The following is a 22,695-nucleotide window of genomic DNA, read 5'->3' on the forward strand; positions in this document are numbered from 1 at the left end:
ATCATATCATGTTGTGTTTCGTTCGTCAAGCACTTTTTTTGAAGTGTTTTTCAGCTTCAACATGCTTCATGGACGAAGTGTATGATATGTTTTCTTTCATTGTCACTCGTTCGCGACAACTTTTATAATATATCATGTGAACTTCTTGGTGTCAACACTTTTTTTGAAAATCATTTTACAATGTTGGATCAATTGTTCAGGTCATAAAATAATGACCGTTGATTAATATAACATGTTCATTCAGTACTCGTCAATTCCTAAATTAATAACCTATACTATTGTACATTTACACACAGTAAATCCAATTATAATTACTGCTTGCTGATGATTTGAACACACTGCCTAATCTACATATCGCCTACAACAGCATCAGATTTGAGCGTGTACGTAAACTTGGCTTATTAGGACAGCAACCACTTCGGTTCGTAGCATTTGTGCTGTATGATATTAAACTTCATAATTTAACGCGGTGAAGGTACTCGAATACAAGTTCCGATATATCGCTATCTCCATATTTCCATGCAGCAAAGTATGATCTTTATCTGTATATCCTCTCAAGTTATCGATTCATCATGAAAGTGCATCGTTGTTCAAACATACTCACATCCAACAGAATGTTTGATTCTACCTTTATATGATGTACATCTCTACCAAAATCCTCATAAATATGTTCAGAATCGTATGAGGATAACTTGGATGAATACAAACGATCCATTTTGCATTACTTCAAAACATCTGTATCACTTCAACACAAGCGTATGAATGCAAAAAAAAGGAGAGCATACGCTATACGCACACTCCCCTTTATACTTACGGCTACAAATTCACCTTGTAGTTTCTCGTGAACTTTATTCATACTGTGTATAACTGTGATCAGAAACAGCCTAAATAGCATCCTGAAAATATAGCTCTCTCCAAGCTAAATTGTATGTGTGCATACACATGCTTGACGCCAATTATTCTGTCATCACATGAAAAGTTGTCCACGCATTTGTCTTCTAAAGCTCTCGTCTGCCTTCAAGCGCTTTGGACAGAGTAACTTCGTCCGCATATTCCAGATCGCCACCGACTGGCAAGCCGTGGGCGATGCGGGTAACTTTTAGATTAAATGGCTTTACAAGTCTGGAAATGTACATCGCTGTCGCTTCGCCTTCAATATTCGGATTGGTCGCCAGAATCAGCTCTTGTACCCGTTCATCGCTGAGACGGTTCAACAGCTCTTTGAGCTTAATTTCTTCCGGTCCAATTCCTTCAATCGGTGAAATAGCGCCATGCAACACATGATAATAACCGTCAAATTCCCTCGTACGCTCCATCGCTACCAGGTCTTTAGGCTCCTGCACGACACAAATAACCGAAGCGTCACGCGTTTTGTCCTGGCAAATCCGGCAAGGGTCTGCATCGGTAATATTGCCACAGATCGAGCAATAATGAAGATTGCGCTTCACATTGACTAATGCTTTGGCAAAATCGATGACGTCATCCTCCTGCATACGCAACACATGAAAAGCCAGTCGGCCCGCTGTCTTCGGTCCAACGCCCGGCAAGTGCGTAAAAGCATCGATCAACTTGGCAATCGGTTCGGGATAGTACAATACAGCGATCTCCTTTGAGACCGGTCATCTGAGTCAATCGTGATGAATGCCGATCTGTAATTTTAGAACAAGCCTGGAATTTTCATTCCGCCTGTGAATTTACCCATATCTTGGTTCGCCAATTCTTCGGCTTTGGTCATTGCATCGTTTACTGCTGCCATAACTAGGTCTTGCAGCATTTCAACATCTTCCGGGTCTACCGCTTCGGGCTTAATCGTAATAGCCAGTACTTTTTTGTGCCCGTTTACTTGTACAGAAACAACACCGCCACCGGAAGTACCTTCAATCGTTTTGCTGCCCAGTTCTTCCTGTGCTTTCAGCATTTGCTCCTGCATTTTTTTTACCTGCTTCATCATTTGGTTCATGTTACCCATTACGATCATCTCCTCTAGTCAAATAATATGTTCGATTATTCTTTAATGACAATCAGTTGTTCGCCAAACAGTTGAATCGCTTCATCCACTAGCGCCTCACCTTTGTCCGCTTGCTCATGTTCCAGCTTTAGTTCTTCGCCAGGCTGTTCGCTCGTTCCTTCGATCGCTTCCAACCAATCTTTTTGCATCATCGTCACAAGGCGGTACGGGCTGCCCAGTACTTCTTGCAACACCGATTCCACCACTTGCCGATTAGCCGCCTTCTCGATCGTTTCGCGGTGCATATCATGCTTGAATGCTACGAGAATGGCGTCTTCATGCATAGACACCGGATCACAGTTCACAAACCAGGCATGAATCGTCACTTTCACTTCTTTGACTCGTTGCAGTACTTTGCCCCATGAGCCGGAAATGCGGGTAAAATCTTCATGGGTGCGATTGGCTACATAATGATTCATCTGCGCCGGAATTTTGGCTGTTGACGAAATGCGTGGAGCCGGTGCACGTCTGCCGGATGGAGCGTTGCCACCGGTAGAATCGCCGCTAATACCGCCTGATTTTAATGCCTTCTCCAGCTTTTGCTCCAGCGCAGCCAGCTGCTGCTTAAGCTGCCGAACTTCGTCTGCCGCAGCCGGCTGTGTAACGGCAGCAACACTAGCGCCGTTATCGGCGTTTGCACCGCTTTGACCGGATAATCCGCTCAATTTGAGCAGCGCTACTTCAAACAGCATCTGCGGTTGTGTCGCATACTTCATTTCGGTCTGATAATGATTAAGCGTGTCGATCATAGCAAATAACTGCTCCCGACTGAACGCGGCGGCTGTATCGCGGAAATTGTCCGGATTGAGCATTCGTTCGGTCAGATCGCCCGCATTCGGGATCATTTTGATCATTAACACATCACGGAAATAATAAAGCAGATTTTCCATGCATTTCTCTGCGCTTTTGCCTTCCTGCATAAACGACTCGACCATCTGTAGCACCCGCCCGACATCACTTTGCAGCAATGCGGTTGCCAGTTCGGCAAATTGTTCGGAAGCGATACCTCCGGTCATTTGCAACACTTGAGGATACGTAATTCTGCCTTCAGTAAAAGCAGACACTTGATCCAAAATGCTAAGCGCATCACGCATACCGCCATCCGACAGACGTGCGATATACTCTAGCGCATCAGGGTCGGCATTCATCCCTTCCTGTGCGGCAATCAGTTCCAAACGTTGCGCTTGCTCCTGCAACGATACCCGTCGAAAATCAAACCGTTGACAGCGCGAAATGATCGTTGCTGGCAGGCGGTGAGGCTCGGTCGTTGCCAGAATAAAGACCACATGCCCCGGTGGTTCTTCCAGCGTCTTCAGCAGCGCATTAAACGCTTCCGTCGTCAGCATGTGGACTTCATCGATAATATATACTTTGCGCCTAACTTCGGTGGGCGCATATTTTACCTTTTCCCGCAGGTCCCGGATTTCCTCTACACCACGATTGGATGCAGCATCAATCTCCAGCACGTCCATAATATTGCCCGAAGTGATCCTTTTGCAAGTTTCACATTCGTTACACGGCTCAATGGCAGGACCTCTTTCACAGTTAATTGCCTTTGCCAATATTTTGGCTGCCGACGTTTTGCCTGTTCCTCTGGGACCATTAAACAGGTACGCATGTGAAATACGCTCTTCCCGAATGGCATTTTGCAGTGTCTGAATGATATGCTGCTGTCCTACCATGTCCTGAAACGACTGCGGCCGCCAAGCACGATAAAGTGCGATGTGTTCCACTTGCTTACCTTCCTTCTACATATAGAGGTATGGTCTATTGCTATGCAAAAACCTTTTCATTATACCCCGTGTTTGCAAATCACAAACACTAAAGATGATTGACTCTGGTTGCTGCCTGCCGATAAACATAGCTGTCACTTGCCTACGATCAGGCGATAACAGAGCGCCATATCCTGCTCTTTATTATACTATAAATCCAGCCTCAACAAAACCGAAACAGTCTCTTTAACAAGCAAAAAAACACCTTTGCACAGCGCAAAAGGTGTTTTGAATATGCTGTATAATATACCGTGCACCTGCCTTCGATAATTGCGATCCGAACGGTTCTTCTGAGCAACAGCTCAGGGTAGGCACTCCCTCGGCACAAGAACGAAACTGCTTATGGCTGCTTCCTTCCGGACCTGACCAGGTTCACAGGAGTTCCTTGCGAAGGACCCACCCGTCAACACTGTGCTCAGATACCTGCCTCACATCGACAATACCTAGGACAGGAATTCAATCTCGCTACAGCGGATTGCGAGTTACAGGGCACCGCTACCTCCCCATCTAGCACGGCATTATATAATTATACCGGGATTGCAGCGGATTTGCAACCGTTATATATAACTATGTATAACGGTGTAAACTACAGTCAGAGACGTGTCATCCATGTGGCGATGACGTTGGCAATAAAACGACTGTCACGCCTATCTGCTTGATAAACAGAATAGCGTATAGGCGGCTTCAAGCCGTTCCTACATCTTCAGCTAATTACATACCTATACATCAGCGGATATATTAGTGGACAATGCTCATCGTCTACCGCTTTTATAATAAGTTTGATCTAACGAGTTGTTTGAAATCATCTCGCCTCAAATGACCATCCATGTTGGTGCGATAGGGATCATACCGAGCTAGCTCATGATGTATGCGTCGTCTTATCCGGTTCAGCAAGCTTCATGTTGATCTAATCAGTTCGTCGTTGCCGAAGTTGCCGCGGAACGGGTTGTGCGTCGTCCTGTGCCAGACGAACCGCTTGATGCCGGGGTCTTTTTCATCCCGGAACCGTTCATCGAACCGGAAGAAGCTTTGCCCTCCTCGCTAATATCAAACGATGCTAGAAATTCCTGATTCGTTTTGGAGTTACGTAGCTTTTTGAGGAAGCCTTCGACAAAGTCTGGTGTTTCGTTCATATTTTTGCGAATATGCCAGATCGTATCCAGTTCTTCTTTGGTTAGCAAATCTTCCTCACGACGTGTACCGGAACGACGAATATCAATCGCAGGGAAAATACGGCGCTCGGACAGTTTGCGATCCAGATGCAGCTCCATATTGCCTGTGCCTTTGAATTCTTCGTAAATGATATCATCCATCCGTGAACCGGTATCGATCAGCGCCGTCGCCAAAATCGTCAGACTGCCGCCTTCTTCCACATTACGCGCCGAACCGAAAAAGCGTTTCGGACGATGGAAAGCTGCCGGGTCAATACCACCGCTAAGCGTACGTCCTGATGGTGGAATAACGAGGTTATACGCACGCGCGAGGCGAGTAATGCTATCCAGCAGGATCACGACATCTTTTTTGTGCTCTACAAGGCGCAATGCGCGCTCCAATACTAGCTCGGCAACTTTGATATGGTTTTCCGGCAATTCATCAAAGGTGGAAGCGACCACTTCACCTTTCACCGAACGCTGCATATCGGTTACTTCCTCCGGGCGTTCATCGATCAGCAATACAAATAGCTCAATCTCCGGGTTGTTTTCGGAAATGCTGTTGGCGATTTCTTTGAGCAGAAGCGTTTTACCCGCTTTGGGCGGCGCGACGATCAGACCACGCTGTCCAAGACCTACAGGAGCGAGCACATCCATAATACGAGTGGATAATTTGTTAGGAGCCGTTTCGAGCACGAGTTTCCTTTGTGGGTAGAGAGGGGTGAGCGCCGGGAAGTGCAGACGTTCTGCCGCTTGTTCCGGGCTGGTGCCATTTACCGCATTGACTTGCAATAAGCCAAAATAACGTTCATTTTCTTTGGGTGCGCGACATTTACCGGATACAAGATCACCGGTGCGCAGATCGAATTTACGAATTTGGGAAGCGGAGATATAAATATCTTCAGCGCTCGGCAAGTAGTTGATCGGTCTCAAAAAGCCATAGCCTTCGGGCAAAATTTCCAATACGCCCTGCATAAACATCAAACCGCTACGCTCTGCCTGAGCACGCAAAATAGCAAAAATCAATTCTTTTTTCTTAAGCTGCCCATAGTACGGAATCTGATACTGCTTGGCAAGCTTGTACAGTTCCGTCAGCTTCATTTCTTCCAGATCGGAAATTTGTAAATCCATACCATAACCACCTATTCAATTTTAGTCAAGAGTGTTAAAACATGTGATAGAAGATGTTAGGAATTAAGCAGAAGGTTAAATCATCAGGAGTGGATACGTTCTGAATCCATTCATAGGATAGCATTACCCATTGTTGGGAGGAGATATTCAAGAGGTATGTATTTTGCAAAATACAGATGAATTCTCCTCCTGGGTAAGAGGAACAATCGAGCTGGAAGGATGCCGTTTCGTTTACAGCATCTCTCTCCACACATTCGCACCGAGATGGCGCAGGTTATCAACGAGATGGTCATAACCACGATCAATAAATTCAACGCCAGACACTTCGGTTACACCTTCAGGTACGGTCAAACCTGCGATCACAAGCGCTGCGCCTGCACGCAAATCGGTCGCTTTCACTTTGGCTGCATTAAGCGCTCCGCCTTCGATAATCGCTGAACGTCCCTCCACTTTGATCTTCGCTCCCATACGCGACAGCTCTGGCACATGTTTGAAGCGACTGCTGTACACAAAATCGCTCAATACACTTACACCTTGTGCCTGGGTTAGCAAACTGGTCATCGGTGATTGCAAATCCGTTGCAAAACCTGGATAGGTTAGCGCCTTCACATCGACATGGTTGTACAGCGATTTACCGATGACACGAATGCCTTCATCCAGCTCATCGACATGCACACCCATCTCTAGCAATTTGGCGGTTAATGCCTCCAAATGTTTGGGGATGACATTATCGATAATCACGTCACCGCGCGTAGCGGCAGCAGCGATCATATACGTACCTGCCTGGATACGGTCAGGAATAATGGAGTGCTTGCAGCCATGCATCTCGGACACGCCTTCGATGCGAATCGTCTCGGTTCCGGCGCCTTTGATCACAGCGCCCATGGCGTTCAGTAAAGTTGCAACATCTATAATCTCAGGCTCTTTAGCCGCATTTTCGATAATGGTATGGCCTTTAGCTCTTGCAGCTGCCAGCATAATGTTGATAGTCGCACCTACACTGGCTACGTCCAAATAAATCTTCGCTCCGCGAAGCTCTTTTGCATATAAATGAATCGAACCGTGCTCATTTGTTACGGTTGCGCCAAGCGCCTCAAAACCCTTGATATGTTGATCGATAGGTCGTGGTTCAAAGTTACAACCACCAGGCAAGCCGATTGTTGCTTCTCCAAAACGACCGAGCAGCGCCCCCATCATATAATAGGATGCTCTTAGTTTTTTGACAGGACCGTTAGGCATTGGAATAGAACGCACATCACTCGGATCGATACGCATCTGGTTGTCCAGCTCATTCCAGCTTACGGTTGCACCGAGATTTTCCAGTATTTCCGCGTAAACTGCCACATCGCTCAGAAGTGGCAAATTATCCAGCACAACTTCCGACTCGGCGAGCAATGCCGCAGGAATAAGCGCAATGGCGCTGTTTTTCGCACCACTGATGGTGATAGTTCCCTGCAACGGACTTCCGCCGCTGATCATCAATTTTTCCATAAAGCTTAATATCCCCCTACGTGTTTTGCAGCCGATAAAACGATATCAATTTGGCATTTTTGGCGGTGAAAATGGAAAGACACCGTCTTAGCGGTGTACTTCCCATTTCGACCTATTCAATTCAACGCATATGGCATATAAAAGTTACGTTCGTTGCGATCAATTATCGTGTTTTAACTTCTGCATACTGTAATATACACCAAGCCAACTGAAAAAGCGAATTATGCCTTATTACTTGTACCGAACTCGCGGATTTTGCCGATTACGGTTTGTTTGATCGCTTCGCGACCTGGTGCGATAAATGTACGTGGATCGTAAGCGTCCGGTTTCTCAGCCAGCACTTCGCGCACAACTTTGGCAAAGGCGATTTGGTTCTCGGTGTTTACGTTGATTTTGGACGTACCGAGGGAGATCGCTTTGTCGATGTCGTGTTTAGGAATACCTGTACCACCGTGCAGTACGAGTGGCAGGCTTACTGCGTCACGGATTTCTTCCATTTCTTTGAAGCCCAAGTTAGGCTCGCCGTGGTAAGGACCGTGTACGGAACCGAGTGCTGGTGCCAGCGTATCGATACCTGTTTCTTTGACGATGCGTACGCACTCGTCCAGGTCAGCATACATAATGCCGCCGATAACGTCGTCTTCTTGTCCGCCAACTGTACCTACTTCAGCTTCAACGGAAACGCCTTTGGAATGAGCGTATTCAACGACTTTCTTCGTCATTTCGATGTTTTCCTCGATCGGGTGGTGGGAACCGTCGATCATAACGGAAGTAAAGCCAGCGTCGATCGCTTCTTTACATTTGTCAAAGCTGGAACCGTGGTCAAGGTGAATCGCAACCGGTACGGTGATTTTCATGTCGTGCAGCAGACCTTCTACCATTTTGACAACGGTAGTGAAGCCGCCCATATGACGAGCAGCACCTTCAGACACACCAAGAATAACTGGGGATTTTTCTTCTTCCGCTGCGCCCAGGATCGCTTGTGTCCACTCCAGGTTGTTGATGTTGTATTGACCAACCGCGTATTTTCCTTCAAGTGCTTTGTTCAGCATGTCTGTCATAGATACTAATGGCATAATGACATCCTCCTCAAAATGTTAGGCATCTTCCCAAACGGAAATGATGCCATATTGTGTAAGCCGCTACTGCATACGTGCCTATTATAACACAACCCGGTTTAAATACTAAACAAACAATTTGCATATATTTGCACTGTTTTCATACAATTTCAGGTGATTTTTCGCCTTACTAAAGCCGCCGATTTGTGCAGACGGCAACTATGTCGTTGTATAGCGAAACTATGCACACAAAAATGGACGGTCTGCTCAGACCGTCCTGCGTTTAATGATCAACGCCGCTACCGCGCAAACAGCGATCAACCGCGTCTCTCATTTCATCAATATCAAAAGGTTTTGTAAAATGGCTAAGCGCCCCCAGGTCCTTCGCCTGCTGAATAATATCCAGCTCTCCATAGGCGGTCATCATAATGACATGAATATGCGGATGTGTCTGTTTAATATGACGCAAAATTTCCAATCCATCCATGCCAGGAATTTTCATATCCAATAGTACCAAGTCCGGTACATGCTGTTCTACGATTGCCAGCGCTTCTTTGCCGTTGGCTGCTTGGAACATGTCGTAGCCTTCTCCAGTAAACAATTCGACAAGCAGCAGGCGGATGCCGTTTTGATCATCAACGATTAGTATTTTTTTCTGTTCCATCTGTCACCTTTCCCTTCTTCCATGCTGATCGGTTTCATTTGTGTTGGTGTTCATATTCAGAAGTGATGACGAGCTGCGCTATGTACCCCGCTAAAAACTGCACAGACCGGATACATCCTTTTCCTTATAAAAAGGAGTTCGCTTTACACGCTAACGCCTATTAACATTCGCCATTCAAACGGCGAATCCTTCCTTTGTATGAAGAAATAGGCAGCAAAAAACCACCCGTATGATCGTTTCACATACGGGTGGTTGCGAAAAATTCATTTTAACCTTATAATCGTAAACCCAGCGCTTGTTTAACCTTGATGTGCGATCGAAGCTTTCACGAACTCACGGAACAGCGGTTGCGGACGGTTTGGACGAGAGATGAATTCAGGGTGGAATTGTACCGCCAGGAACCACGGATGATTCGGAACTTCTACGATTTCGACCAGACGACCATCCGGGGATGTACCGGAGATTTTCATACCGGCATTTTCAATTTGCTCACGGTATTGATTGTTGAACTCATACCGATGACGATGACGCTCATATACAAGTTCTTCACCATAACATTCCATTGCCAGTGAGCCCGGTTGCAGCTTGCACGGATACAGTCCAAGACGCATTGTGCCGCCCAAATCTTCGATGTCTTTTTGCTCTGGCAGCAGATCGATGACCGGATACGGTGTTGCCGGATTGATCTCGGAGCTATTAGCACCTGCCATACCTGCAAATGCACGTGCATACTCGATCACCGATACTTGCATACCGAGGCAAATGCCAAAGTAAGGTACATTGTGCTCGCGTGCATAACGAATCGCGCTAATTTTGCCTTCGATACCACGATCGCCAAAACCGCCCGGTACGAGAATGCCGCCCAGACCGCCAAGTTTCTCGGCTACGTTCTCATCGGTCAGTTCTTCGGCGTCTACCCAGCGCAGTTTCACATCGGCATTGGCATGATAACCGGCATGAGATAGCGATTCAACAACGCTCAAATATGCATCATGTAGCGCTACATATTTACCAACGATCGCGATTTCGACCGTTTTCTCAAGATTTTGGATACGGTTCAGCAACTGTTCCCATTCGGTCATATCCGGTGCAGAGGAATTCAGTTTGAGATGGTTGACGACGATATCATCCAAACCTTCATTACGCAAGTTCAGCGGAACTTCGTACAGGGAGGATGCATCGCGGCACTCGACAACCGCGTTCGCATCGATATCGCAGAACAGAGCGATCTTGGCTTTCATATCTTCGGACAGCTCGTATTCGGTACGACAAACGATTACGTTTGGCTGAATACCGATACTGCGCAATTCTTTTACGCTATGCTGGGTTGGCTTTGTTTTCACTTCGCCAGCCGCTTTAATATAAGGGATTAGTGTCACATGGATGTACATTACATTGTCGCGACCGACATCGCTTTTGATCTGACGGATCGCTTCAAGGAACGGCAAACTTTCGATATCACCTACCGTACCACCGATCTCGGTAATGACAACATCCGAGTTCGCTTCACGACCGGCGCGGAACACACGCTCTTTGATCTCATTTGTAATATGTGGGATCACCTGTACCGTACCACCTAGATATTCGCCACGACGCTCTTTGCTAATAACGGATGAATATACTTTACCGGTGGTGACATTGCTGTTTTTGGACAGATTAATATCGATAAAACGCTCATAGTGACCGAGGTCAAGATCGGTTTCGGCTCCATCATCCGTTACGAACACTTCACCATGCTGATATGGACTCATCGTTCCTGGGTCCACGTTAATATATGGATCGAATTTCTGGATCGTTACTTTTAAGCCTCTGTTTTTGAGCAATCTGCCCAGAGAAGCTGCGGTGATTCCTTTACCGAGCGACGATACAACGCCGCCTGTTACGAAAATGTACTTTGTCACAATATGACCTCCTAATTGGGTTTTCCAGAAATTCAAAGCAGCATGAAACATAATAAAGTCTTCTGCCACAAGCGCGACAATAGCGGACGAATCTACGGATTCGACCACGGTCTGTTCGGCGTGGCTACAGGCTTTTTTATACAACATGCATAGGGGGATATCGCTCTAAAAAACAAAAAAAGTGACACCCGTAGTGACGGGGCACTTTTATTATTTCAGCGCTTCAACGCTGGATATCTATATGTTTAAAGGTTTAATTCATAAGCCCATGCAATAGTTTACTCTGTCGACTTATGGCGTGTCAAGACATATCGGCAGAAAGATTTGCATACTGTAAAATGATAGCGTTATCATGGATAAAAGTGCACTGTAACTGCCGTTTTATCCAGTTTTACAACATCTGAAGCAAGCACAGTCTACCGTCGTATGCGGTGTGCACACCTGCTCTTTTATACAGATGGCTACACGGATGGAAGCCCTCCTCTATAACTATAACTGCTACACCGTTCACATTATACAAAAAGACCCGCCTGCCTGCGCAAGCGGGTCGTTGAGGCAATTAATGCTCATCCTCTTTATTTTCTTCCTCATTGTATTCCGTATCTTCTTCTTCTTCGAGGTCTTCGTCTTCATCCTCGTCTTCAATGACCAGTTCTTCATTTTCCTCATCCGGATAGATTTCATCATCGTCGTTATCATCTACATCATCGTAGTTGTCTTCTTCGATTTCATCATCTTCATCCGGTGTATCGTCGTTGTTGAACTCATCATCTTCGATATCGTCATCATCGTTATCATCATTAATAATACGCGGACGTTTCGCATTCGCGATCGGGTCTTCCGCACGTTCCAGCGGATACCAACGCTTCAGCCCCCACAAGTTCGTACCTACACAAGCAAAGCGTCCGTCGATGTTCAGCTCAGTGTAGAGCTGGGCGATATATTCGGTAATCTGTTCTTCGGTATATCCGCGAATTTCTGCCACTTCCTTCATCAGGTCGCGGTAGTACAGCGGAGTGTTCATCTTTTTCAAAACGGCAAAGGCCAAGTCCACCATTGGAATCTCATGTACCTTATCCGGGTTGATCTTCAGTTCTTGCGGTGTGCTCACTTACGGACACTTCCTCTCAAATCGAGTTTCAAGCTGTTTATTTCATTCCGGTCCATACCAGCAAGGCATCGCCGGAGACAGGCGTGGTCAAACTATACGATACATTATACAAAATGCTGAGATAAGTTAAACCCATTTGCCTACAAAAATCAAGTTTTTTACAAAAAATAGCCAACTTATCCGGTAATATCGCCTGCGCACGCCAATTTACGGCAGTTTTCCGCAAAATCGGCGTCCGTCTTTGACGATCCGCAATGCATTACATACGATCCGGTGCGGATACGCCAACGAGACGCAGCACATTGGCAATGACGGTGCGTACGCTGCCGAGCAGTGCGAGACGAGCTAACGTCTTCGCACGATCTTCGGTCAATGTGCGCTCCGCTTTGTAATAGCTGTGCATCAAAGATGCCAGTTCATACACGTAACGGATTAGACGATGCGGCGCAAAATGGTCTGCGGCGATCGCGATTTCGTTCGGCAATTCGCCCAGCTTTTGCAGCAGATCATATTCATGCTCGGTCGTCAGCTCGCTCAAATCGATCTCTGACAGCGCCGGCAGCGCGATCCCTTGTTCTTCTGCTTGACGGAAAATACTGCAAATCCGCGCATGCGCATACTGCACATAGAAAACAGGGTTTTCGTTGGACGTGGACACAGCGAGGTCCATATCAAAGTCCAGATGAGAATCGATGCTGCGCATTGCAAAGAAATAACGTACGGCATCTACGCCCACTTCGCTCATCAAATCTTCCATCGTAACCGCTTTGCCGGTACGTTTGGACATTTTCACCTTTTCGCCGTCCTGGAACAGGCTGACCATCTGTGCAATCAGCACGGTCAGTTTGTCCGGATCGTTGCCAAGCGCCTGCATTGCCGCTTTCATACGTGGAATATAGCCATGATGGTCAGCGCCCCAGATGTTGATCATGCGATCATAGCCACGGCTATATTTGTCTTTATGGTAAGCGATATCGGGTGTCAAATACGTATACGTACCATCATTTTTGATCAAAACGCGGTTTTTGTCATCCCCGTAATCGGTCGTACGCAGCCATGTTGCGCCATCTTCTTCATAAATCTGTCCACGCTCACGCAGCTCGTCCAGCGCATCAAGCACTTGACCGTTTTCGTACAATGATGTTTCGCTAAACCAGATGTCAAAGCGGACGCGGAATGCTTCCAGATCGCGTTTGATCTTTTCCAGCTCTTTGCTCAGACCGTAATCACGGAAAAAGGTAGCGCGATCGCTAGAAGACATAGACAGCAGGCTATCTCCTTTTTCAGCAACAAGTTCACGGGCAAAGCCTTTGATATCTTCGCCGTGATAGCCGTCTTCCGGCATCGGTGCATCATGTCCAAGCGCTTGCAAATAACGCGCTTCGATCGACAGGCTCAGATTGGATACCTGGTTGCCCGCATCGTTAATATAATATTCGCGTGTCACTTCATAACCGGCAAAATCGAGCAGATTGCATAACGAATCGCCAAAAGCGGCGCCGCGCGCATGTCCAAGATGCAGACTGCCGGTCGGGTTCGCACTGACAAATTCCACTTCGATGCGCTGACCTGTTCCTTTATCAATTCGACCGTAGTTGTCGCCATGCTCATGGACGGACTCGATCACCGGGTACAGATAACTTTTGTTCAACTTGAAATTGATAAAACCTGGACCAGCGATTTCGGCATGCTCGATTCCGCTTTTGCCTGTATCCAGGTTGGCGATAATAGTTTCGGCAATTTGGCGCGGATTCGTTTTGGCAATCCGTGTCAGTTGCATAGCGATGTTGGTCGCCAGATCGCCGTGGGATTTGTCTTTTGGTACTTCTAGCGCAACGTCTGGTAAGTGTTCCACATTTACGATACCTGCTGCCAGCACGGCAGCACGAACCGCTTCTTTTACCGAATTGCGGCTTTGTTCCAATGGATTAGCTGTCATTGTTTCATTTTCCTCCTGTATCGGCAGCCTCGCGATCACTGTAGCGGTGCTGCCTCCTGTCTGCCAGCGGCAGTTGGTACGTTAGTGCGTTTATGATGCAGAATCATGGTCTGCGGATTCATCACTCGCTTGAATATGCAGGCTGACCTTAAAGCGGCCGCCAAGCTGTTCATGCACATACAGATCGTATTCCCATGCAATATACCCGGTAATGCCCTTCAGCCCATGATGAAGAGACCGTGTATGCGTCTCCATCTCGAAACGGGTAAACGGCGATCGGTAAAATCCGGACAGATGCTCACCGGGACGAAAGGTTTGCTCCGATTCCACACCGCCATGACGCATAATCTTGATCTCGTCACTGCTGATTTTTACTGTGGTACGAATCTCTGGCTGAGGCGGCTGTGGAGGCTCGACATAACGCACATACAGGCTGTTGCCTTTTATAAATACGTGACCGATCATCTCGGTTGTACCGACTTCTCCATCCTGCTCGCTGCTCAGCGTTAGCCGCACCTGCTTGGCTTCCGTCATACATCCAGCTCCATTTCGGATATTCCTTCGGCTTGGCTTGCCCAATATCAAACATTTTCACGGCAAATTCAATAAGCGCACTCCTTTTTATTGTACCATCATATGCAGCGGAAAGCCGCAATTTCCGTGAAAAAGTTCAGCATACGGTGGGCAAACGTTCCAGTAACCCGATTCGCTTAGCATAACCAAAAACCAGCAGTGCCGCCAAACGGCAGAACTGCTGGTCGGTCAAACGATGGCTGCGATATGCCGCTTACGATTTGCACAAATCTTCAACAAATTTGGGCAGTACAAATGCGGCTTTGTGCAGGCGCGGGGTATAATATTGATTACTATCCATTTCAGGAATGGACGCTTCGTCTACTTCCAGTGGATCGTACACTTTACTGCCCATCGTAAACGTCCACAATCCGCTTGGATAGGTTGGAATATTCGCAGTATACACGCGCACGATCGGGAAAATCTCTTTCACATCCCGGTTTACTTGGCGAATCAGATCGGCTTTGAACCACGGGTTGTCGGTTTGAGCGACAAAGATACCGTCTTCCTTGAGCGTCTCGTAAATGCCCTGATAAAAGCCTTTTTCAAACAAAGGCGCTGCTGGGCCGACCGGTTCGGTGGAATCGACCATAATGACATCGTACGTATTTTTGTGCTCGATAATGTGCATATAGCCGTCTGCCACGTGTACTTCGACGCGTGGATTGTCCAGCTCGCCAGCGATCTCGGGCAAATGCATTTTGGAATATTCGATCACTTTGCCGTCGATTTCGACCAACACTGCCTTTTCCACTTCAGGGTGCTTGAGCACTTCGCGAATTACGCCGCCATCGCCGCCACCGACAACTAACACGTGCTTCGGATGAGGGTGTGTATTCAGCGCGGGATGAGCGACCATTTCATGGTACACAAATTCGTCTTTAATCGTCGTCATGACCATGCCGTCCAGTACGAGCATACGTCCGAATTGTTCGGTATCGATCATAGCAAGGTCTTGAAATTCCGTTTGTTCGGTGACGAGTGTCTCGCGAATTTTGGCTGTAATTCCGAATACCGGTGTCTGTTTTTCCGTATACCATAATTCCATCTGCATGACCTTCTTTCTTTGATAGATGATCAACATCCGTATCTGACAGGCAGCAAGCTGAACTCACTCGAATTATACGTTATCTGCCAAGGGACTGCAAAAGCAAACGAACTTCCCAACCCGAAAGGAGTCTTATGTATGACCATTCAAGAAATCGTTCAATTATCCGCACTTGAAGCGGCACCACGTCTGCTTGGACAGATCGTGCACCGTATTACCGCTGTCGGTGACATTCGTTGCCGGATTATCGAAACGGAAAGCTATGGCGGTGCTGAAGACAAAGGCAGCCATGCCTACGGCAATCGTCATACCGCACGCACCGAAATGATGTTTCGACCAGGCGGCACTGCTTATGTGTACTTGATCTATGGCATGTATCATTGTCTGAATGTAGTCACCGGTGCACAAGATGATCCGCAAGCGGTGTTAATCCGTGCGGTAGAGCCGCTCGGGATGCAAGATGAGCAGCGTATGCTAGCACTGCGTAACGTACCGCTTAATCGGAAACGAACATTATGCAACGGCCCAGGCAAGCTCTGTCTTGCGCTTCATATCGATAAATCGCTAAATGGTACTAATCTGCTAGCAAGCGGTAGTGCATTAAGACTGGAAGCCTCACCGGAACAGCTTAATGAGGAGATTGAGTGCGGGCCGCGCATCAATATCGATTATGCGGAGGAATACACGGCAAAGCCGTGGCGATTTTATATCAAAAATCACCCGTATGTATCCGCCAAAAATGCTAGCCCGTTAGCCTATATTACGCCACCTGAACTGCCTTAAGACAGAACAAAAGCCACGGACAAAGTTAATTCACTCTGCCAGCGGCATTTGCAATACTTTTTCTTTTAGCCAGTTATTCATTTGCTCAACCGTCATCGGTTTGCCGTAATAATAACCTTGCATTAAATAACAACCGCGCGATTGCAAAAAGGCGATTTGTTCCGCTGTTTCTACACCTTCCGCAACAAGTTCCAGCTCCAAATTGCGCGCGATCGCAATAATCGTGCTGACGATTGCCTGTTTGGATATCTGATCGCTTTTGCGTACGAAAATCTGATCCATTTTAATAATATCGACCGGCATCTCATCCAGCCGACCGAGCGAAGAATAACCGGTGCCAAAGTCATCAAGCGAAACGCGCATGCCGAGCGACTGAATATGTTTAAGTTGCTCGACTGTGCCCTCCATGCTATTCATGGCGATCGACTCGGTAATTTCCAGTTCCAAATATTCCGGCGATAAGTTGCTCTGCTTGACGATACATTCCACCCTTGCAGCAAATTGCGGATTTTCAAACATGCGGGCGGACAGATTGACCGAGATCGATACGTTAATAGCGAGCTTGTTTTGCCAATCCCGATTTTGCTGGCATACTTCACCGATCATCCAATACGTGATCGGTATAATTAAGCCGGTTTCCTCCGCGATCGGAATAAACTCAGCTGGTGATACAAATCCTAACTCTGGATGTATCCAGCGCAGCAGTGCTTCCATACCAACAAGACGATCATGCTGTGAATCCCATTTGGGCTGGTAAACGATAAATAACTGATCCAGCTCCAGCGCCTGCCGTAGATCATTTTCTAGACCCATCCGGCGCAATTGGCGAACATTCATTTCTTCATTAAAAATGCTGTAGCGATTTTTGCCGGCATTTTTGGACACATACATCGCTGTATCTGCCGCTCTCATTAGCGAAGTGCGATCATACCCATGCTCAGGGGCTAGCGCAATCCCGATACTGCCGCCGGTTACAAATATTTGATTGCCGGACAGATGATAAGGCTGCTTGATCAATTGCAACATACGCTCCGCAAGCGAAATCGCCTGTGCAGGCGAAATATCGCTCGCTGCAATCAGAAATTCATCGCCGCCCAACCGGAATACTTGATTGTTGCCGGATAGATGCTCTGTTTGCATACATTCGCGCAGTCGTCTTGCCACTTCGATCAACAGCTCGTCACCCATATCGTGACCGAGTGTATCATTGATCGACTTAAAGCGATCGAGATCAAGGAACAGCACTGCCCCTCGCATATTGTCATGAAATACTTTTTCAAAATAACGCTGTAATCCATAACGGTTCGGTAAAGCGGTTAGTGGATCACTATACGCCATCCGCTCCAGCAAATGCCGCTCCATAAAGACCGCTGCCCACGAGACTGCCAAAATGCTCAAACTCACTAGCGAAACGGCGGTAATCAGCAGCACCTGACTGGCGGAAAATGAAAAATTCGTCGACAACAATGAGCCTGGCATATGATGAAAATGGGTCGCTGCCATGCCTGTATAATGCATACCAGAAATGGCAAATCCCATCACGATCGCACTAATCAGCTTCCAAATGCTAAAATCGGGCTGATCCCGAAAACGATTAAACAGAAACAATGCACTATACGAAGCGAGCAATGCGATCCCGATCGACAACAGCACATACGGTATATTGTAAACGATCATCGCATTCATCTGCATCGCCTGCATGCCGGTATAATGCATTACCGAAATGCCAAGCCCCATCATCAAACCAGCAATCAGATTTTGCCCTAGCTTCTGATTCGGCTTGACCACAACAGCAAACGCAATAAAAGAAGCGACGATTGCCGCAAGCGCAGACAACAATGTCAATACAATATCGTAATGCACAGGCATGTCCAAATGAAACGCCAGCATACCTACAAAATGCATCGACCATACGCCACTGCCCATTACAAATGAACTTAAACAAAGCCAAATAATTTTACTTTTCCCTCGGCTCTGTGATACTTTACTCGCCAAATTCAGAGCAATATAAGCAGCAACAATGGAAATAAGCACGGATAAACCGATAATCCATTCATTATAATATAGCGTTAAGTGCTCCATAGCATCCTCCCTTAGCCAGCTTCGAGCATTGTCCCCTAACCTATAGGTTACAGAAGCGAAGCCTGACCGAATCGATCGTCTGCTGACGCTGCTATTCAGCATTATAGTTAACCTGGCTAGTTCAGCAGGATTAAAATTTACCGCTTCAGAAATCCCTATCCGCTAAGACGCTAAAACATCTCTTATATTACAACGGTTAATTGTAGGTATTTTGTAATAGGTAATAAGCCATTCTATAGAAAAAGCTGACCGAATATGTATTATTCGGTCAGCTAAATTACTATACATGGTTTTTTTTACAATTTTAACAATTAATCAATTTTGAAAGATTCGTTCATTTGATCAATCAGACGGGACAATGTTACAGCTGCTTCTGCGCGAGTTGTATTTGCTTTTGGATCAAGCTTATTGCCCGGTTTCCCTTTGATCAGTTGTTCCGCGATAGCAGAGGCAAGATCGGGACGTGCCCAGTTTCCGACTTTGGACTGATCGCTAAAGCGGGACAATGTTTGATTCGTATCGGTGCCAAACGAATCGTTTGGATCAAGATAACGCATCGTATTCAGTAAAATATGCGCCATTTCTTCGCGGCTAATGTTGCGATTTGGCTTATACGTACCGTCTGTATACCCGTTGCTTATACCGGCAGTCGTTACCGCCTGAATCGCTTTGTTGTACCATGCGGAGCTGCGAATATCCGAATAATTGGCTTTTGTACCATCTGAACGAAGTTGCAGCATATTGTTAATCATCTGTGCAAACTGAGCGCGGGTCAGTGTTGCATTCGGATTATAGCGATTGCCGCCAACTCCATTTAGAATACCAAGACGGTGCAGACGAGTAATTTCGGATTGTGCCCAATGACCGATCGTATCGTCAAAATCAGCCACATTGCCAGATGTCAACGAAATGATACCATTTGCATTTTCACCAGCTGCGGTGCCTTCACCAGCAGCAGCACCAACGTTATTGTCTGTTGGCTCGGTAGTCGGCGGTGTCGTACCCGTTTCGCCAGCAGGCTGTGGTGTGCCTGTTCCTGCCGCTCCACCACCTGTGCCTGTTGTGTCATCTCCTACCGGATATGGCCAACCGAGCTGTCCAGGGATACTACCAGCTGGCAAATCATTATCACCGCTAGTTTCTACATTATTTTGCGTATTGTAATCGATCGTTGCGACTGTGCTAGACGTACCGTTACGGTTCAGGATAACAACAACCTGACCGGAAGTTTCCGGGAACTGAATACTAACATCTACAAAGCCATCTGTATTTACAGTCACATTGCCCAGTTGTATGGTACCTTGACCATATACATTGCTTTGTACGGTAACGGTATCACCTGTCAATACACCGTTAACTCGAACTGTTCCCTGACTTCCTTGTGTAGTAATCAGGCTTGCCTGCGGATTCTCCGGATCGCCCGGAGTTGTCGGAACGTTCGCGCCGCTATATGGCAGTGTATCAATTTCAGTCTCGGTTCCGTTGCTTACGGTACGAACCGAAAGCGTACCGCTCGCAGTCTGGAACGTAAACGTCAGTTGTAGTGTACCATTGCCATTAGCTGTACCTTCTGCAAGCAATGTATTGTTCGCGTCATATACACGAACGACTTCATTTGCAGCCACATTGCTGACCGTTACACTTCCTTGAGAACCATTTACACTATCCAGTACTGCTTCAGGTGTCGGTTGTGGAGTCGTTGGAATATCTACACCGCTATAAGGTAGTGTATCGATATTCGTCTCGGTTCCTCCACGTGTATACGTGACGGTTAGATCACCATCAGCTGTCGTAAACGTAAAGGTCACTACGGCTTCACCGTTTGCATTAGCGGTTTGTGTACCGAGCAGTTCATTGTTCGAACCATATACATTGATCACATCGCCCGGCTGTGCATTGCTGACCGTGACTGTTCCTTGTGCACCATTAATGTCGGTCAGATCAGCGGTTGGCGTTGGTGTCGGAATGACAACGCCACTATATGGCAGCGTATCGATCTCCGTTTCGGTTCCATTTGCCACTGTTCTTACGGACAGCTCACCACTTGCGGATGGGAACGCAAAGCTCAATACGGCTGTTCCGTTGGCATTGGCGGTTTCCTCAGCAAGCTGTACATTCGCATCACTGTACACACGTACCGTTTGACCTGCTGCTACGTTGGTCACCGTTACTGTACCTTGTGTGCCATTTACGTCTGTCAGCTCCGCTGCTGGTGGATCATTTGGCGGAATAACAACGCCGCTATATGGCAGTGTGCCGATTTCGGTTTCCGTTCCATTCGCTACCGTTCTTACGGACAGTTCACCGTTCGCGCCTGGGAACGTAAACGTCAGTACCGCTGTTCCATTCGCATTAGCGGTTTCTTCCGCAAGCTGTACATTCGCATCGCTGTACACACGTACCGTTTGACCGGCTGCTACATCGGTCACCGTTACTGTACCTTGTGCACCATCAATGTCACTAATGATTGCACCTGGTTGTGGAGTCGTTGGAATATCCACACCGCTGTATGGCAAGGTTACGATATTCGTTTCCGTGCCTCCACGCGTATACGTCACAGTCAGGTCGCCATCGGCTGTCGTGAACGTAAATACGACCGTTGCTTCACCGTTGCTGCCAACCGACTGTGTACCGAGCAACTCGTTGTTCGCTCCATACACTTTAATGACATCGCCTGGTTGGGCATTGCTAACCGTTACCGTTCCTTGTGCTCCGGTAATGTCGGTCAGATCAGCGGTTGGGGTTGGTGCTGGAATGACAATGCCGCTATATGGCAGTGTACCGATTTCGGTTTCCGTTCCATTCGCTACTGTTCTTACCGACAATTCACCGCTTGCGCCTGGGAACGTAAACGTCAGTACCGCTGTTCCATTCGCATTAGCGGTTTCTTCCGCAAGCTGTACATTCGCATCGCTGTACACACGTACCGTTTGACCGGCTGCTACATCGGTCACCGTTACTGTACCTTGTGCACCATCGATGTCACTAATGATTGCACCTGGTTGTGGAGTCGTTGGAATATCCACACCGCTGTATGGCAAGGTTACGATATTCGTTTCGGTTCCTCCACGCGTATACGTCACGGTCAGGTCGCCATCGGCTGTCGTAAAGGTAAAGTTTACTGTCGCTTCACCATTGCTGCCAACCGACTGTGTACCGAGCAACTCGTTGTTCGCCCCATACACTTTAATGACATCGCCTGGTTGGGCATTGCTAACCGTTACCGTTCCTTGTGCTCCGTTAATGTCGGTCAGATCAGCGGTTGGCGTTGGAGCCGGAATAACAACGCCGCTATATGGCAGTGTGCCAATTTCGGTTTCCGTTCCATTCGCTACCGTTCTTACCGACAATTCACCGCTTGCGCCTGGGAACGTAAACGTCAGTACCGCTGTTCCATTCGCATTAGCGGTTTCTTCCGCAAGCTGTACATTCGCATCGCTGTACACACGTACCGTTTGTCCAGCAGTTACGCCGGTAACCGTCACTACGCCTTCATCCCCATTCACACTGCTCAGAGAAGCTACCGGTGTTGGCGTTGTCGGAATGACGATGCCGCTGTACGGAATCGCTGCCACTTCCGTTTCAACTCCATTACTTACAGTCCGAACAGACAGTTCGCCGTTCGCAGACGGGAACGCAAAACTCAGTACCGCTGTTCCATTAGCATTTGCCGTTGCTTCAGCCAATTGTACATTCGCATCACTGTACACACGTACCGTTTGACCAACTGCTACATTAGTGACTGTTACGGTGCCTTGTGCTCCGTTAATGTCTGTTAAGTCAGCGGTTGGCGTTGGTGCCGGAATGACAATGCCGCTATATGGCAGTGTACCAATTTCGGTTTCCGTTCCATTCGCTACCGTTCTTACCGACAATTCACCGCTTGCGCCTGGGAACGTAAACGTCAGTACCGCTGTTCCATTCGCATTAGCGGTTTCTTCCGCAAGCTGTACATTCGCATCGCTGTACACACGTACCGTTTG

Annotated in this window: 15 protein-coding genes and 1 other RNA gene; 1 reads left to right on the forward strand and 15 read right to left on the reverse strand. The window is 47.3% G+C overall.

The features are described from left to right. Positions 1-998: 998 nt before the first annotated feature. From recR to speE, 13 genes are all read right to left on the reverse strand, one after another. On the reverse strand, positions 999-1,595 hold the full coding sequence (recR, locus tag U1I11_RS21470) for a recombination mediator RecR (protein WP_322908131.1): 597 nt from the start codon (positions 1,593-1,595) through the stop codon (positions 999-1,001). Positions 1,596-1,657: 62 nt separating this feature from the next. Beyond that, a complete protein-coding gene (locus tag U1I11_RS21475; RefSeq protein ID WP_322908132.1) occupies positions 1,658-1,969 on the reverse strand; it encodes a YbaB/EbfC family nucleoid-associated protein in 312 nt (103 codons plus the stop codon). Positions 1,970-2,004: 35 nt separating this feature from the next. Beyond that, positions 2,005-3,741, reverse strand: coding sequence for a DNA polymerase III subunit gamma/tau (gene dnaX, locus U1I11_RS21480; RefSeq protein ID WP_322908133.1), 1,737 nt, complete (start codon positions 3,739-3,741; stop codon positions 2,005-2,007). A 288-nt stretch (positions 3,742-4,029) separates the two neighbouring features. Continuing rightward, positions 4,030-4,296, reverse strand: an RNA gene (gene ffs / locus U1I11_RS21485) — signal recognition particle sRNA large type. Positions 4,297-4,691: 395 nt separating this feature from the next. Further along, a complete protein-coding gene (rho, locus tag U1I11_RS21490; protein WP_322908134.1) occupies positions 4,692-6,062 on the reverse strand; it encodes a transcription termination factor Rho in 1,371 nt (456 codons plus the stop codon). A gap of 231 nt (positions 6,063-6,293) precedes the next feature. Further along, entirely contained in the window at positions 6,294-7,553 is a 1,260-nt protein-coding gene (locus U1I11_RS21495) for a UDP-N-acetylglucosamine 1-carboxyvinyltransferase (RefSeq protein ID WP_322908135.1), read from the reverse strand. A 221-nt stretch (positions 7,554-7,774) separates the two neighbouring features. Next, complete coding sequence (gene fba, locus U1I11_RS21500; protein WP_322908136.1) at positions 7,775-8,629, reverse strand: class II fructose-1,6-bisphosphate aldolase; 855 nt, start codon at positions 8,627-8,629, stop codon at positions 7,775-7,777. A 265-nt stretch (positions 8,630-8,894) separates the two neighbouring features. Then, complete coding sequence (locus U1I11_RS21505) at positions 8,895-9,275, reverse strand: response regulator (protein WP_322908137.1); 381 nt, start codon at positions 9,273-9,275, stop codon at positions 8,895-8,897. Positions 9,276-9,574: 299 nt separating this feature from the next. Continuing rightward, complete coding sequence (locus U1I11_RS21510) at positions 9,575-11,176, reverse strand: CTP synthase (protein WP_322908138.1); 1,602 nt, start codon at positions 11,174-11,176, stop codon at positions 9,575-9,577. A gap of 559 nt (positions 11,177-11,735) precedes the next feature. Then, entirely contained in the window at positions 11,736-12,287 is a 552-nt protein-coding gene (gene rpoE, locus U1I11_RS21515; protein WP_322908139.1) for a DNA-directed RNA polymerase subunit delta, read from the reverse strand. Between the two features lie 259 nt (positions 12,288-12,546). Further along, positions 12,547-14,226, reverse strand: a complete 1,680-nt coding sequence (gene argS / locus U1I11_RS21520; protein ID WP_322908140.1) for an arginine--tRNA ligase — start codon at positions 14,224-14,226, stop codon at positions 12,547-12,549. Between the two features lie 90 nt (positions 14,227-14,316). Continuing rightward, positions 14,317-14,760, reverse strand: a complete 444-nt coding sequence (locus U1I11_RS21525) for a YwiB family protein (RefSeq protein ID WP_322908141.1) — start codon at positions 14,758-14,760, stop codon at positions 14,317-14,319. 253 nt (positions 14,761-15,013) lie between these two features. Beyond that, complete coding sequence (speE, locus tag U1I11_RS21530) at positions 15,014-15,847, reverse strand: polyamine aminopropyltransferase (protein WP_322908142.1); 834 nt, start codon at positions 15,845-15,847, stop codon at positions 15,014-15,016. A gap of 138 nt (positions 15,848-15,985) precedes the next feature. Here speE and U1I11_RS21535 point away from each other — a divergent pair, with 138 nt between their 5' ends. Then, on the forward strand, positions 15,986-16,630 hold the full coding sequence (locus U1I11_RS21535) for a DNA-3-methyladenine glycosylase (protein ID WP_322908143.1): 645 nt from the start codon (positions 15,986-15,988) through the stop codon (positions 16,628-16,630). A gap of 30 nt (positions 16,631-16,660) precedes the next feature. Here the strand turns inward: U1I11_RS21535 and U1I11_RS21540 are convergent, their stop codons facing one another. Both U1I11_RS21540 and U1I11_RS21545 read right to left on the reverse strand, forming a co-directional pair. Continuing rightward, positions 16,661-18,712: a bifunctional diguanylate cyclase/phosphodiesterase gene (locus U1I11_RS21540; RefSeq protein WP_322908144.1), complete on the reverse strand. Its 2,052-nt coding sequence runs from the start codon at positions 18,710-18,712 to the stop codon at positions 16,661-16,663. Positions 18,713-19,023: 311 nt separating this feature from the next. Continuing rightward, the coding region (locus U1I11_RS21545) for an S-layer homology domain-containing protein (protein ID WP_322908145.1) at positions 19,024-22,695 on the reverse strand (3,672 nt) is incomplete at its 5' end.

The organism is Paenibacillus campi (assembly GCF_034659835.1).
Taxonomy (GTDB): domain Bacteria; phylum Bacillota; class Bacilli; order Paenibacillales; family Paenibacillaceae; genus Saccharibacillus; species Saccharibacillus campi.

Bases quoted from the DNA above. Each gene is read 5' to 3' on its own strand.
- U1I11_RS21535 (WP_322908143.1), top strand. From the start codon at position 15,986: ATGACCATTCAAGAAATCGTTCAATTATCCGCACTTGAAGCGGCACCA.
- speE (WP_322908142.1), bottom strand. From the start codon at position 15,847: ATGGAATTATGGTATACGGAAAAACAGACACCGGTATTCGGAATTACA.
- U1I11_RS21475 (WP_322908132.1), bottom strand. From the start codon at position 1,969: ATGGGTAACATGAACCAAATGATGAAGCAGGTAAAAAAAATGCAGGAG.
- fba (WP_322908136.1), bottom strand. From the start codon at position 8,629: ATGCCATTAGTATCTATGACAGACATGCTGAACAAAGCACTTGAAGGA.
- U1I11_RS21495 (WP_322908135.1), bottom strand. From the start codon at position 7,553: ATGGAAAAATTGATGATCAGCGGCGGAAGTCCGTTGCAGGGAACTATC.
- U1I11_RS21505 (WP_322908137.1), bottom strand. From the start codon at position 9,275: ATGGAACAGAAAAAAATACTAATCGTTGATGATCAAAACGGCATCCGC.
- rho (WP_322908134.1), bottom strand. From the start codon at position 6,062: ATGGATTTACAAATTTCCGATCTGGAAGAAATGAAGCTGACGGAACTG.
- U1I11_RS21525 (WP_322908141.1), bottom strand. From the start codon at position 14,760: ATGACGGAAGCCAAGCAGGTGCGGCTAACGCTGAGCAGCGAGCAGGAT.
- argS (WP_322908140.1), bottom strand. From the start codon at position 14,226: ATGACAGCTAATCCATTGGAACAAAGCCGCAATTCGGTAAAAGAAGCG.
- U1I11_RS21540 (WP_322908144.1), bottom strand. From the start codon at position 18,712: ATGGAGCACTTAACGCTATATTATAATGAATGGATTATCGGTTTATCC.